This window comes from Lujinxingia sediminis (assembly GCF_004005565.1).
Taxonomy (GTDB): Bacteria; Myxococcota_A; Bradymonadia; order Bradymonadales; family Bradymonadaceae; genus Lujinxingia; species Lujinxingia sediminis.
On the sequence record NZ_SADD01000004.1, the window covers coordinates 44,959 to 58,191 of the forward strand.

The 13,233-nt window shown below is 64.2% G+C and carries 11 protein-coding genes; 7 read left to right on the forward strand and 4 right to left on the reverse strand.

What is annotated here, in order from left to right:
• Positions 1-89 precede the first annotated feature (89 nt).
• Both dapA and dapB read left to right on the forward strand, forming a co-directional pair.
• Positions 90-989, forward strand: coding sequence for a 4-hydroxy-tetrahydrodipicolinate synthase (gene dapA, locus EA187_RS09355; protein ID WP_127780100.1), 900 nt, complete (start codon positions 90-92; stop codon positions 987-989).
• Positions 986-1,783 carry a 4-hydroxy-tetrahydrodipicolinate reductase gene (dapB, locus tag EA187_RS09360; protein WP_127780101.1) on the forward strand — a complete coding sequence of 266 codons (798 nt, stop codon included), beginning with the start codon at positions 986-988 and terminating at the stop codon, positions 1,781-1,783. Before dapA ends, dapB begins: the two co-directional genes overlap by 4 nt.
• 24 nt (positions 1,784-1,807) lie before the next feature.
• Here the strand turns inward: dapB and EA187_RS09365 are convergent, their stop codons facing one another.
• Positions 1,808-2,593 (reverse strand): enoyl-CoA hydratase/isomerase family protein, encoded by a 786-nt coding sequence (locus EA187_RS09365; RefSeq protein ID WP_127780102.1) that lies wholly within the window; start codon positions 2,591-2,593, stop codon positions 1,808-1,810.
• A 280-nt stretch (positions 2,594-2,873) separates the two neighbouring features.
• On the opposite strand from EA187_RS09365, the gene prmA reads away from it, so the two are divergent.
• Both prmA and EA187_RS09375 read left to right on the forward strand, forming a co-directional pair.
• Complete coding sequence (gene prmA / locus EA187_RS09370) at positions 2,874-3,767, forward strand: 50S ribosomal protein L11 methyltransferase (protein ID WP_164856159.1); 894 nt, start codon at positions 2,874-2,876, stop codon at positions 3,765-3,767.
• Entirely contained in the window at positions 3,767-4,537 is a 771-nt protein-coding gene (locus EA187_RS09375; RefSeq protein WP_127780103.1) for a 16S rRNA (uracil(1498)-N(3))-methyltransferase, read from the forward strand. Before prmA ends, EA187_RS09375 begins: the two co-directional genes overlap by 1 nt.
• A gap of 31 nt (positions 4,538-4,568) precedes the next feature.
• Here the strand turns inward: EA187_RS09375 and EA187_RS09380 are convergent, their stop codons facing one another.
• Positions 4,569-5,459 (reverse strand): ribose-phosphate pyrophosphokinase, encoded by an 891-nt coding sequence (locus tag EA187_RS09380; protein WP_127780104.1) that lies wholly within the window; start codon positions 5,457-5,459, stop codon positions 4,569-4,571.
• A gap of 333 nt (positions 5,460-5,792) precedes the next feature.
• Here EA187_RS09380 and EA187_RS09385 point away from each other — a divergent pair, with 333 nt between their 5' ends.
• The 3 genes from EA187_RS09385 to EA187_RS09395 all read left to right on the forward strand — a co-directional run bounded on the left by EA187_RS09385 (position 5,793) and on the right by EA187_RS09395 (position 9,985).
• Entirely contained in the window at positions 5,793-9,131 is a 3,339-nt protein-coding gene (locus tag EA187_RS09385) for a PD40 domain-containing protein (RefSeq protein WP_164856160.1), read from the forward strand.
• A 111-nt stretch (positions 9,132-9,242) separates the two neighbouring features.
• Positions 9,243-9,725 (forward strand): hypothetical protein, encoded by a 483-nt coding sequence (locus EA187_RS09390; protein ID WP_115604019.1) that lies wholly within the window; start codon positions 9,243-9,245, stop codon positions 9,723-9,725.
• Complete coding sequence (locus EA187_RS09395) at positions 9,722-9,985, forward strand: hypothetical protein (RefSeq protein WP_115604017.1); 264 nt, start codon at positions 9,722-9,724, stop codon at positions 9,983-9,985. The genes EA187_RS09390 and EA187_RS09395 overlap by 4 nt, the downstream gene beginning before the upstream one ends.
• Positions 9,986-10,019: 34 nt before the next feature.
• Here the strand turns inward: EA187_RS09395 and rlmD are convergent, their stop codons facing one another.
• The gene (gene rlmD / locus EA187_RS09400) at positions 10,020-11,339 is read right to left on the reverse strand and encodes a 23S rRNA (uracil(1939)-C(5))-methyltransferase RlmD (RefSeq protein ID WP_127780106.1); all 1,320 of its coding nucleotides are present in this window, start codon (positions 11,337-11,339) and stop codon (positions 10,020-10,022) included.
• Positions 11,340-11,450: 111 nt separating this feature from the next.
• Positions 11,451-13,187 carry a serine/threonine protein kinase gene (locus EA187_RS09405; protein ID WP_115604013.1) on the reverse strand — a complete coding sequence of 579 codons (1,737 nt, stop codon included), beginning with the start codon at positions 13,185-13,187 and terminating at the stop codon, positions 11,451-11,453.
• Positions 13,188-13,233: the final 46 nt, after the last annotated feature.

The window sequence follows — 13,233 nt, forward strand, 5'->3', positions numbered from 1 at the left end:
GCCGAAATCGGTGCGCACTCTGAGTCGACGCAACCCCGTGCACTCCGCCGCATCGCGCTCTCTGTAAACCCCTGACCTGTGAGACTCCCATGGCCAACGCACCTCTGCTCTCCGGCGCCCTGACCGCCCTTATCACGCCATTTAGCGACACTGGCGAGGTTGATTTCGACGCGCTGCGCGCCCTGGTCGACCGCCAGATCGAAGGTGGCATCAACGGCCTTGTCCCCTGCGGCACCACAGGTGAGGCCGCCACGATGAGCGACGATGAGTGCAGCCAGGTCATCAAGGCCGTGGTGGAGCACGTCGATGGTCGCGTCCCGGTCGTTGCTGGCACCGGCTCCAACTGCACCGCCTCGACCATCGCCTTTACGCGCCGCATCGCCGAGGAGAACCCGGGCAAGATCGCCGCCGCCCTGGTCGTGACGCCCTACTACAACAAGCCGGGTCAGGCCGATATGATCCGCCACTTTGAGGCGGTTGCCAACGAGGGCGGCCTGCCCGTGCTTCTCTACAATGTGCCCGGTCGTACCGGCGTCTCGATGAGCGCCGATACCATCGTCACGCTCTCCAACCACGCCAACATCATCGGCGTCAAAGAGGCCAGCGCCGACCTTGTGCTGGACACCGAAATCGCTGCGCGCGTTGCGCCGGACTTCGCGCTCCTCTCGGGCGATGACTTTACGACCTTCCCCCTGATGACCATCGGTGGCCACGGCTGCATCTCGGTCGTCTCCAACTTGAGCCCTGAGACGATGAGCACGCTCTGCAAAGCTGCCGCCGCGGGCAACTTTGAAGAAGCGCTCACGCTGCACCGTAAGATCCAGCCCCTGGCGCGCATCCTCTTTGAGCGCAGCAACCCCATCCCTGTCAAAGCCGCTGCGGCCGCACTCGGGTGGTGTTCACCTGCCATGCGCGGCCCGCTCTATGCGCCCGATGAGGCGTTTGTGACCCGACTTCGTCAGGCCCTCAACGACTTCGGATTGGCATGAGCGCGCACGCCATTGAGATCGCCATCGTCGGGGCTGCCGGGCGCATGGGCACGCAACTTCTTCAGGAAGCAGCGAGCCTTGATACGCTGAAGATCAGCGCAGCGATTGTCGCGCCGCAGAGCGCGCATATCGGCCAGGCGCTGGGGCCAGAGGGGATCATCGCCACCGACGACCTCGACGCCATCGCGACGGTGGACGTGGTCATCGACTTCTCATCACCAGACGCCTGCGCCCGGGTGGCCGAACTCGCCGCGGGTGCCGGCGTGGCGATGGTCAGCGGCACCACGGGTTTGAACGCCGAGCAGCATCGGGCGCTCGACCAGGCCGCTCGCTCCATTCCCCTGCTCCTGGCGGCGAACTTCTCAGTCGGAGTCAACCTGCTGGAGCATCTCGTTGAGCTTGCCAGCCGCGGCTTCGGCGAGGATGCCGACATCGAGATCTTTGAGGCCCACCACCGCCGCAAGGTCGACGCCCCCTCGGGCACAGCGTTGATGCTGGGACGAGCTGCAGCCCGCGGCCGCGACTGGAACTTAGAAGACGTCGCCACCTGGGCGCGCGAGGGGCACACCGGCCCTCGTGATAACGATGAGATCGGTTTTCAGGTGCTGCGCGGCGCCGACATCGTAGGTGAACACACCGTCTACCTGTGTGCCGCTGGCGAACGGCTGGAACTCACCCATCGCGCCACCGACCGCGCGATCTTCGCGCGCGGCGCGCTTCGCGCCGCGCGCTGGCTTGCCGGAAAACCCGCCGGGCGCTACCAGATGCGGGATCTTCTCTTCGGCGACGCTTAAGCGACGCTCATCCAGCGCGACCTCTTATTGCCCCTTCCACTGCGGGTCGCGCTTCTCCAGAAACGCGCTGATTCCTTCCGCCGCGTCCTCAGCCAGAGTGTTGATGGTCAGCTGGCTGTGCAGCATGCGCAGCGCCTGCTCCAAACTCATATCTTCGGTGGCGTAGTAAGCCTGCCTCCCCAACCCCACCACCGCCGGGGAGTGCGCCGCCACGCGCTCCGCCAGAGCACCGACGGCATCGTCCAGTTCGGCGGCAGCGACCACCTGATTGACCACCCCCACCTCCAACGCCCGCGCAGCATCGATGCGATCGCCGGTGAGCATCAACTCCATGGCGTGCTTCTGCGAGATCGAGCGCTGAATCAGCGCCGAGATCATCATCGGAAAGAGCCCCACCTTGACCTCCGGCGTGCCGAAGCTCGCATGATCGGCGGCCACCGCCAGATCGCAGGCCAGCACAAGCCCGAACCCGCCTCCCAACGCATGCCCGTTGACCCTGGCAATCAGTGGCTTTGGCGAGCGTCGCATCGACAGAATCAGCTCGGCGAATTGCCCCCGCACCCGGTGCATCCCCAGCATGCCTTCTTCCGGGAGCTGGTCGCCCAGGTCACCGCCGGCGCAAAACGCACGCTCCCCCTCTCCGGTAAGCACAATTGCGCGCACCTCGGTGTTGTCTCCGAGCATCTTCAACCCGTCGATGAGCCCCTCGATCACCCCGGCGCTCAGCGCGTTGCGCCGGGCCTGTCGGCAGATCGTCAGGCGCGCGACCTGCCCGACCTCGATCTTCACATCGTTCTGCGCTTTGGCCATCTTTGCCTCCTTCCGTATGCCAGCTCTGCTTTTAACTTCTCATTTACGCTCAGAGCATTATAACGCCGTGAGGCCATGTTGACGCTTTTGGATGCGCCATTGCGAGAGACCTGAGCAGGGCACAAGACGCTGGGCGTTGCTTTCGTTGCAACGCAGCTCAGGATGCTCTCCATGCAGCAGGCATGACGTCAACGTTTGCTCACCGCGTCGCAGGGTGCCACCTGCAGCGATCGCCTCCAAGCCTCGCCAGACCTCAACCTCTTGCCCCCACGGAAAGATCATGGACGACACCGCCTGGATCCGCGCCGAGATGCTGGTCCCCATCGCCCAGACCGATTCCCATGTGCTCTGGGAGCTTGGCGCCCTGGGCGTCGAAGTCCAGGACCGCGACACCTTCATGGAAGACGCGCCCTTCGCGCCCCTTCCCGACGGAATGAACCGCCTCATCGCCTTCTTCGACCAGGGTGAAGAGGCCGTCGAGGCGCTGGCTCAGACGATCGTTAACCGCCTTACTGGCGCGCAGATCGTGGCCATCGCCCCCTACAACGACCGAAGCTGGGAGACGGCCTGGATGCGTTTCTTTCGCCCGGTACGCCTCTCGCGCCGCGTGGTCGCCGGCCCACCCTGGGAAGAGCTTGAGACGCCTGACGACGGCATGACCATCACCATTGAGCCGGGCATGGCCTTTGGTACCGGCACCCACGAGACCACCCAGCTCTGCGCGGCGATGCTCGATGAGCTCCTCGACGCCCGCACCGCCCCAACTGTGCTCGATGTGGGCTGTGGCTCGGCGATCCTCGCGATGTTGGCCAGCGGCCTGGGTGCCGACCACGTGGTCGGCGTCGATGTGGACGCCACCGCCGTCGAGGTCGCAAAGGACAACCTGCGGGCCAACGGGTTTAGCGAAGAACACATCGCCCTCTCGACCACCCCGCTGGCCCGGGTCGAAGGCGACTTCGATGTGGTCGTGGCCAACATCCTCGCGCACATTCTGCTGGGGCTGCGCGACGACCTCTTGAGCCACGTCGCCCCCGGCGGCGACCTGCTGCTCAGCGGCATCCCGGACTTTGAGAAAGACCGACTCACCGAGGCGTTCACCGAGCCGGGCTTCACGCTCATCGAGCATCGCCAGCGCGGCGAGTGGGTCGCGCTGCATCTGCGCCGGGAGGGGTGATGCGACGCGTCCCCCTGACTCCTGAGATATTCGATTTCCTGAGCGACGCCGCCCATCGCGAGCGTTTTGTGCTCCCCGAGCAGGCCTCCCACTACGTGCGCACCGTGCTGCGCCTGCCTCCCGGCGCGCCCGTCGAACTCTTCGATGGCAGCGGGCGCCTGGCCCGCGCCACACTTGTTGAATGTGACGCCGATCAGGTTATCGCGCAGGTGGACGCCCCGCGCATCAGTGAGCGCGGGGAGTCCTCGGTGCAGTGGGTGCTCTTTCAGGCCATCCCCAAGGGCGACCGCTGGGAGTGGTTGCTCGAAAAAGCAACCGAGCTCGGTGTCGACGCCATCGTCCCTCTGGCCACTCGCCGCGGCGTGGTGCAGCTCTCCGACGATCGTTTTGAGAAGAAGCGCGCACGCTGGGAGAAGATCATCGCCGGTGCCGCTCGCCAGTGCCGTCGCGCAAAGATCCCCAGCCTGCATGCCCCGCTTCCTCCGGAGCGCGCGCTTGAGTCGCATCCCTGCGACACCCACCTGGTGGCGCATCTGGGCCACGGCATGACCGCGGTGCACGACGCTCTGGAGCGGCGCGCATCCGAGGGCGACGCCATCGCTCGGGCCGGCTTGTGGGTGGGGCCCGAGGGCGGGTTCGAAGAAGCCGAGGTCGACGCCATCTTGAACGCCGGCGGCGCCCCAATCACCCTGGGCCCGCGCGTGCTTCGCGCGGAAACCGCCGGGCTCACGCTCCTCACCCTGGCCCAAAACGCCCTGGGCGAGCTCTAAGGTCCACCCCAGGCCAGATCTACTCGCCGGTTCAGCCTGAGACGAACGACTCAATCCCCCGGGCCAGCTCCCCGATCACATCGATCGCATTGGAGAGGTGGCTGACGGTGTTGCATGTGACCACCCGATCGACGCCGGCACCGCGCAGGATCTGGTAGGCATCCCCCACAAAGAGCGCGTGAACGCCCACGCAAACCGGAGGTTTGAGGCCCGCCTCACGCAAAAGGCGCACCGTCTCGACCATGGTGCGTCCGGTCGAGATGATGTCGTCGAGAATCACCGGTGTCTGGTCGGTCCAGGGCGGAAGGCCCGCGCCGGTAACCTTCACCTCGCGGTCGCCGTGGCGGATCTTATCCATGATCACCGAAGGCAACCCGGCGCGCTGCGCCACCGCGCTGACCCACTGAAAGCTCTCTTCATCGGGCCCCACCACCAGCGGTCGCTCCACATTCTCGGCGATCCAACGTGCAATCGGAGCGGCGCTCTCGGCGACCTTGCTGGGGATCGCGTAGCATTCGTCCAGACTCTGATAGCGGTGCAGGTGCGGGTCGATGGTCACCAGCCAGTCAAAGCTGCGCGAGATCAGCGCCCCGAAGTATTGACTGGTCAAGCCCTCACCGGGCTCAAAACGCGCGTCCTGCCGCATATAGGGAAGGTAGGGCGTGGCCAGGCCAACCGAAGCTGGCGAGAGCTCGCGGGCGGTCTCGGCTAAAAAGAGCGCCGGGAGGACGCGCGCGTTGGGGCGCACCAGGTTGGCCACAATCACCACGTGGCGGTCGGCGACCTCCGAGTCGATACGCACATAGGTTTCCTCATCGGGAAACGCGCGAACCTCCACGCGGGCCAGCTCCCCGTTCAGGTGCGCGGCGACCTGTTCGGCCAGGGGGCGATCGGAAGGCGCTGCAACAATCAGGGCATTCATCGGTCTGAGCTCTCCCCGGGAGCACGCAACGCAACGCCGCGCACACCCGTCGAAGCAAGGGAGCTCTCGCAAAGAGGCTCCCACATCGTTGAGACTTCTACGGGCAAAACCGTCGGCGACTTTAACACCACAAGAAGCGTCACCCAACCCTTAATCGCCACCGGCCTTCGATGCTGTGTTCACGCCTTCAAACCACTATAGTGAGCACAGAACTTGCCAGCGGCCGCCCCCAGACCATCTTTGTGGAAGGTCGACCGATGTAGGCCGCTGTTCATGTCATGCCCGAACCCTCGCACCAACCTTTGGGGGCGCGCTCCCCACGATGGATACCTGATGAATGACGCGACAATCCGGCGACTGCTGCCCTCCGCGCTCCTCTTTGCGGCCGGTCTTGTACTCACGCTGGGCGCTCTGCCGCCGGCGGCCGAAGCGCAGATCTACGTGGTGCCGCGACGCCCCAACCAGTCCAACGTGCGCTACTTTGATTTCGAGTGGTACCACGTCGACATCTTAGTGGGACCGGAAGCCGATACCTCCGATGCCGACCGCATCGACTCCCCACGCGGCCCCCACGACGGCCCACTTCAGCTGGGCCCATCGGCCACCGATGAGGCCCCGGAGCTCGGTGTTGAACGCTCCGGACTCGACGCTGCTCCCCGCTCAACGCTGGCCAGTGATGACGGTCCGCTGACGCCCGCCGACGACTTCCCAGATCCGGCCACGGACACCGCCACAGAGCCTCCCGAAGTCGAGCTTCCGGCCGAGAGAGAAGCCCGAGAGAAGCGCAAGAACACGCCGTCTCCGGAGTTTCCCGCCTCCACCCTCGATGAGCGTTCCGGGGGGGTTCGCCTCTATTTCTACGAACGTGAGCGCGAGGTAGCCCAACGCGCCGCCGCCTACATTGAGCGCAGCTACCGCCGGCTTGCCCGCGACTTCAACTACGTGCCCACGCGCACGCTTCCCTACATCCTCTACAACTCCTATCAGGAGTTTTTGCAAACCAACATTTTCCCCCTTCAGGAAGGCGTGCTCGGGGTGACCAGCCGCCGAGGCGACCTCAAGCTCGTGCTCCCCTACTTCGGTGACCACCGCCTCTTCGAGCACGTCTCCTCCCACGAGATGGTCCACCAGTTCACCATCCAGAAAGCCCAGGATGTGGCAAAAAACGCAGGCGTCAGCGGCGATCCCCTCGACCGCATGCCCCTGTGGTACATCGAAGGAATCGCCGAGTTCTACTCGCTTGAAGGGCTTGACCCGGAGACCGAGATGATCGCCAGGGATCTTCTGCTTAACCCCGATCCCGAGCGCGGCTACGTGATGCTCGACTTCTTCGAAGACCGCCCCTACAGCGGTCTGTGGACCTATAAAATCGGTCAGACCCGCGTGGCATTTCTGGAAGAGACCTATGGCGAGGGCACCCTCCAGGAGATTCTGGAGGCCTCCCACAAACTTCTGGGCGGACGCAACACCGAGGTGGAGCCTATCTCCTTTCGCGGACTCCTGGCCGAGGTCACCGGCGACGACGCACGCACCATCTCCGCGCGTTTTGAGAGCTGGCTCAAAGAGCGCTCTTACACAAGCTTCTTGAACAGCGGTCAGGACGCCCCCGACCTGAGCATCTACACCGAAACCGAAGGGGTCATGCAGACGATGACCACCTCACCCGACGGCTTTTTGATGCTCTACCGCGCCATCGCCACCGATACCGGTCAGGTGCGCCTGTATCTCAACGATGTACGCGACCCCGAGCAGCATATTCGGGTGGCCGCCGACGGCACCCCGGGCGTGGAGTCACTCCACCCGGTCGGGCCGCGCACCTTTGATGTACGTGACGACACCCTGGTCTTCGTGGCCCGCGCCAACGGCCGCGACGTCCTCTACATCCAGGAGCTCGAGACGACGGTCGAGCGTACGCAAAACGCCGAGGGCGAAAGCACCGGCTGGAAGGTGGACCTGGGCCTGGGCAAACGCCGAGGCTTCGAGCTGGGTCGCGAAGGGCTACTCGCTGCCGAATCCCCCTCCTTCTCCCCCGACGGCCGGAGAGTGGCGTTCATCGGACTCGATGAAGACGGCCAGAAAGACCTCTACCTCTTTGAACCTCTCGATGGTGACGACTTTACGCTGCGCCGTCTCACCGACGATCTCTACGCCGAGCGCGGCGTAAGCTGGGGCCCCTCCGGCATCGTTTACACCGGCGATGGTACCGAACATCGCTACTACAACCTCTTTGAGATCGCTCCCACCCCCGGTGCCCACCCCCGACGCCTGACCCGAGAGGCCCGCGACCACATCGCCCCGCGCGCATTGGCCGACGGTCGCATCTTCTTTACCGCCTATGACGCTGGCCGCGCCAACCTCTACCAGGTCGCCGAAGCGGGCCTGACTCGCCGCACCGACATTGTCACCGGCCTCTTCGATCTGGCTCCCGGCCCCGGAAACACCCTGTGGGCAGTCTTTTACCATCGGGGCCAGCGCCGCCCTGCGCGCATCCAGGAGAAGCGCCTGCTCGACGTCAGCCTCCTCGCGTCAGAAAACCCCTCGGAGACTTCCGAAGCCCCTGCCATCCCCAGCCGCCCCATCGAAGGCGCGGAGCGCTACAGCGCAGCGAGCTTCAAAAACTGGGAGCTCGCCAACGTGTTTGGCCTTCTCGGCGCCAGCAGCTCGGGGCTCTATGGTCAGTTGATGCTTCTGACCAACGACCGACTTCGTAACCATGCGATCTTCGTCAACGTGCTGGCCTTTGGCGATCTCAACAACACCCTGGCGGATCTGACCTACCTCAACCAGGAGCGCCGCCTGATCTGGGGAGCGGGTATCTTCCAGGACGTGCGTTACCGCGTCGAAGACACCCTGCCCGACACCCCGCGCTTTCTCTCCGGGGAGCGCTTCTACGGAGGGCGAGCGACGCTGCGTTTCCCGATCAACCGCTTCGCCTTTGTGCAGGGCGAGTTAGCCGTGGGCGGCGTCTCCTACTTTTTGACCGAGGGCTCCCAGAACCTGCTGCTCAACGAAGATCTGGCCACACCTGACGTCGGCCGTCTGGAGCGCTGGGCCGGTCGCTACGAAGGGCCGCGTTTTCAAACCTCGCCATCGCTGAGCCTCGGCTACAACACCATCCGCTACCACCCGGGCACCGGTCCTCTCTCGGGGGGCTCGATCCTGGCGGAGACGACGCTGGATGTTCAGCCCTTCCGGGACGAGGTCCATGGCTCGGTGCGCGTTGACGCCGAGCGCTACTTCCCGATCTATGGGCGCATCAACCTCTCACTGCGCGCCGCCGCTGGCACAACCTACGGCGGACAGCTCGCCAGGCAATTCTACCTCTCCAGCTTCGACACTCTGCGCGGGGTGGAGTTCGGTGACATCGACTATCTGCTGGGCAGCACCTTTGGCTTCGTGAAAACCGAGCTTCGTTTCCCGCTCAACTTCCTCTTGCGCGTGCCACTGCTCGACATCGAAGGGCTGGTGGGCGCGGACTTCGGCGGTACCGGTCAAAATCTCGAAGACCTCTGGCAATGGCGGGCCTTCTCGCCCGTGGCAGGTCTGAACTTCGGACTGGGACCCCTGGTGTTTCGCCTGCACTTTGCCAAACCGATCAATATCGGCGCTCCTCGCCTCCCCCGCGATGGCCAGTGGATCACCAACTTCTCGCTGGGCTGGCGCTACTGGTGAGGCGAATCGACGGCCCTGACCTCAGAACCAACGCCGCGCTTGACGCTGCGCGTAATCTACAGCTAAAACTTGACAAGCTGTCGTCGTTCAGTCCTGTGCGGAGGTTTATCCTTGTCAGATCCCATCGAGATCCTGGAGCGTCGGCTCAAGGCGGTCCTCGATCGTGAGCAGGACACCACCGGTCTCCACTTCTTCTGTCAGATTGGTGGGAATTACGACGATCTGGGTATCGTCACCCTTCAGATCTCGGGTGCCGGGCGTCTTCTGCTCAGCTGGCGCCTCGACGACGAGAGCCCCGATCTGTGGAGCCTGACCCTCTCCGAAGACGATACTCGCCGCTTTATCGCCATGCTTCTGGAGCATCCCTTCTGGACGGCAAGTCCGGCCCGGCGCCCGCGCCGCGACGAAGAGACCAACGTTCATTTTCGCATCTGCGATCAGACCGTGGCCACGTACAAAGGGGTACAGTTCTGGAGCGGCGATTTTGACGAGTTCCCCGTGTTGCGCACTCTGACCTGGCGCATCTGCCGCATCATCGACCGGGTCAGCGAGGGCGAGATCGACCTGGACGATCTTCAGGCCGCCAGCGCGTGAGACGCATTTCCCACACCATCTTCCGGGGGCTTCTTCTCGGCGCGCTCTGCCTGGCTGGTTGCGAGGCGAAGCCTTTGCCCGAGGTCGATCGCGACGCGATTGAGGTGCGCATGCGCACCGGGCAGCAGGCGCTTAACGAGGAGCGCGCCGCGCTCGATGGTGCGGTCACCGAAGCCCTCGATGAGGCCGCCGAACAGGTTCAACAGGCCATTGAGCGCGCCGATGACATCGACGAGTCGACCTTCACCTTCGACGAGTAGACCGGCAGCTCCGGCCTCCCTTCTTCGCAGCGATTCAAGGCCTGCGAAGCCACGCCAGCGTCTCAATATGGCGTGTGCGCGGGAACATATCGAAAAACTCCAGCCCCTCCACGCGCCAGCCTCCTTCGCTCAACACACCGAGATCTCGGGCCATGCATCCCGGATCGCAGGCGATGTAAACCACGTTGGAGATAGGATTCTCGGCTGAGGCCAACCAGCGCGCCGCCTCCTGCGCACCATCCCGGGGCGGGTCGAGCAGCACTGTATCGAAGTCCGCCGCGACCACCGCCTCATAACTCTTCGCCTCGAAGAGGTCCGCCCGTGCAAAACCCAGATGTCCCAGGTTGGCACCGGCAGCCATCATCTTTGCTGCGCGCACGGTCTCGAAGCTACCTTCCAGTCCGTAGAGCGCGTCGAGTTGCCGGGCGAGTGCAAACGAGAAGTTTCCGGCGCCGCAGAAGAGTTCGAGCACGCGCCGACCTCCCAGCTCCGAGAGCAAGGCCGCAACGCGTTCCACAAGCAGCGCGTTGACCTTCGGGTTACTCTGGCGAAATTGCCCGGCGTCGAGCGTGTATGTTCTTTCTTCGGACTCGGGAACGCTCGCCAGCACCTCACCTGCGTCCACCTCCACACGCCCCAGCTCAACCGATGCTCCGCCCTCATCTCGAACCCGCATACCCCGAACCGCAGCGTCTGCATCCACATCCCGGCGCAACGCGTCGAGCGCGGTCTGCCCCGGCAGCCCCTCGCGCTCCAGCATCACCGTGATCACGACTTCATCGCAGCTCGCCGTCTCGATCAGCACCTCGGCCGCGCCCAACGCTCCCAGGCGCGCTTGCCAATCCGATGCGACCGCACGCACAAGAGGCATCGCCACCTCACAGCCCCCTCCCACCTTGATAAGCCGCTTGCCCTCCGCGCTGTAAAACCCAAGCCCGACCCCATCCTCACCTTGATGCAAACGCACCCGTGAGCGGTAGCCTTTGATCTGCGGCGAGTGATGCAAGACGGGCTCGGGCAACACCACCCCGGCAATGCGCTGCATGGCCTCAAAAGCGGCCTTCGCTTTCCAGGCAAGCTCCTGTTCCGGACTCACATGCCAGAACTGACAACCACCGCAACCCTTTGAGACATAAGAACATTCAGGCTCAACGCGATACACCGAGGGCTCCGCAATCGAGAGCACTCGGGCGCGCGCCCAGCGCTTTTTGTCCCGCGTGAGTTCCACGTCGACCCTATCTCCCGGCAGCGCACCGGGAACAAAACAGATCCGGCCATCGGGAAGCTCCGCGACACCATCTCCCCCCTGAGCGATCTCTCGCACTTTCAGCGCCTGATAACGAGCCTTCGCCATCTTCGTACCTCAACCTGCCTGATGCCCGGGACGCAACAACGCCACATCGCCCACCCCATTCATCGGGTCAGCGAGGGGCGTGTGTCAGAGTATCGAGCCGGGCGTGTCCTGTTAAAAGGTGCTCTCCAGAGCCTTGCGCAGTGTGCGATCGTCAACCGCCGGGGTCGTTTCGCGCTCCTTGCCGCTGCCCTCTTCCGATGCCTCGACCTCTTCATTGACGAACTCAAAGTCCTGCAGCTGTCCCAGGCGCTCGGCTTCGGCCAGGTGCCGGGCCAGCTCACGCGCTTCAAAGGAGACGTAAGCGCCGTGCATCGCTGCGGCGCTCACCACGTTGCCCATATCCAGCGGCGTTGTCGGAAGCTGCGGGGCCTCAACATCGGCGGCGGCCTGATCTGCCGGGGTGAGCCCGTTGAGGGTATCACCGCCAAACATCAGCGCTGCGATCATAAGCACTACTAACACCGCACCGGCGCCCACGACCATCACCGTGCGTCGGCGTTCCTCGCGGACTGGTGCGGCATCCAGCACCGCGCTGAACTCCGCCGAGGCGCTCGCCGCCTCCCGTTCCACGCGGACGTCTTCGGACACCGAGGACGATGCCATCGCCGATGTACCCGGCGCGGGCAGTGTGTCCAGAACATCCCGCGCGCTGCTCAACGGAAACGCAGGAAGGGCGTTGGCCACATCGGTCTGGCCGAACGCATCAATCTCGCGAGCCCTCCCCTCCTGGGAGCTCGATGCCTCCGAGCTCGCCCGTGCGTCCTGGTTCTGCGAGATATCCGGCGCGTCACGCATCCAGGCCTGAAGCGCGATCGGGTCGACTTCCTCTGCGGGCACTCGTGCCAGAAGCTCGGGACTAAAGTCCTGCGCGCGGATCACTTCCAGGCGCGCCACAACTTCCTCCATCGAGCCGGGGCGATCTTCGGGGCGCTTGGCCAGCATGCTCAACACAAGCTCATCGAGCGCCGCGGGCACACTGTTGAGCCCCGGAATTGAGGAGAGCGGGCGCGCCGGCTCATTGAGGTGCTTGACCGCGAAGCCCATCTGCGTCGAGGCATGAAAGGGCAGATTTCCGCTGATCAGCTCGTAGACCATAATCCCGATACCGTAGATATCGGCCGCCGCCCCGACCACATCGCCGCGGGCCTGCTCCGGACTCATGTACGCCGGCGTTCCCCACAGGGTGCCCGACTGCGTCATCGTCTCGGCACGGTTGTGTTTGGCGATACCGAAGTCGAGAAGTTTAGGAAACTCATGGTTCTCCTCGACTTTGAGCAGGTAGATATTCTCGGGTTTCAGGTCACGGTGAATCACATCCTGAGCGTGCGCCTCGCCGAGCACCCCGCAGATCGGGGGAATGATGTCGAAGACCTCCCGATACGTCACAAAACGGTAGGCGAGGCGATCGGCCAGACTCTCGCCATGGAGCAGCTCCATGACCATGTAGAAGTGGCCGTCAGAGGTCTGCCCGAAGTCAAAAAGACGCACCGCGTGCGGATGCTTGAGGTTGGAGATGACCCGGGCCTCGTACATAAAGCGCTTTCGGATCCCCTCATCGCGGGCAAAGTCGACTTTAAGCAGCTTGAGCGCCACATCCGTCTCAAAGTCGAGGCGGCGCGCGCTGTAGACCGCGCCCATCCCGCCCTCTCCGAGCTTTTTGTAGATCTGAAAACGCCCGTCGAAGATCGAGCCTATCAGCGGATCTTCGAGATCTTCGAGCCCCGTCTCAATCAGGCGCGCGCCGTCATCGGGGCACATCTCCAGCGCGGTGCTGAAGGTGCGGCCACATTGCCAGCAGACCTTCTCACGCGGAGAGCTTGTCGGGTCGTGTTCGTTGGTAGAAGCCACACACGTCTCAGGTAGGCTTATGCGGGGTCCCACGCGAGGGCCGCGC

Coding starts and splice junctions, on each gene's coding strand:
- dapA (WP_127780100.1), top strand. CDS start 90: ATGGCCAACGCACCTCTGCTCTCCGGCGCCCTGACCGCCCTTATCACG.
- dapB (WP_127780101.1), top strand. CDS start 986: ATGAGCGCGCACGCCATTGAGATCGCCATCGTCGGGGCTGCCGGGCGC.
- EA187_RS09365 (WP_127780102.1), bottom strand. CDS start 2,593: ATGGCCAAAGCGCAGAACGATGTGAAGATCGAGGTCGGGCAGGTCGCG.
- prmA (WP_164856159.1), top strand. CDS start 2,874: ATGGACGACACCGCCTGGATCCGCGCCGAGATGCTGGTCCCCATCGCC.
- EA187_RS09375 (WP_127780103.1), top strand. CDS start 3,767: ATGCGACGCGTCCCCCTGACTCCTGAGATATTCGATTTCCTGAGCGAC.
- EA187_RS09380 (WP_127780104.1), bottom strand. CDS start 5,459: ATGAATGCCCTGATTGTTGCAGCGCCTTCCGATCGCCCCCTGGCCGAA.
- EA187_RS09385 (WP_164856160.1), top strand. CDS start 5,793: ATGAATGACGCGACAATCCGGCGACTGCTGCCCTCCGCGCTCCTCTTT.
- rlmD (WP_127780106.1), bottom strand. CDS start 11,339: ATGGCGAAGGCTCGTTATCAGGCGCTGAAAGTGCGAGAGATCGCTCAG.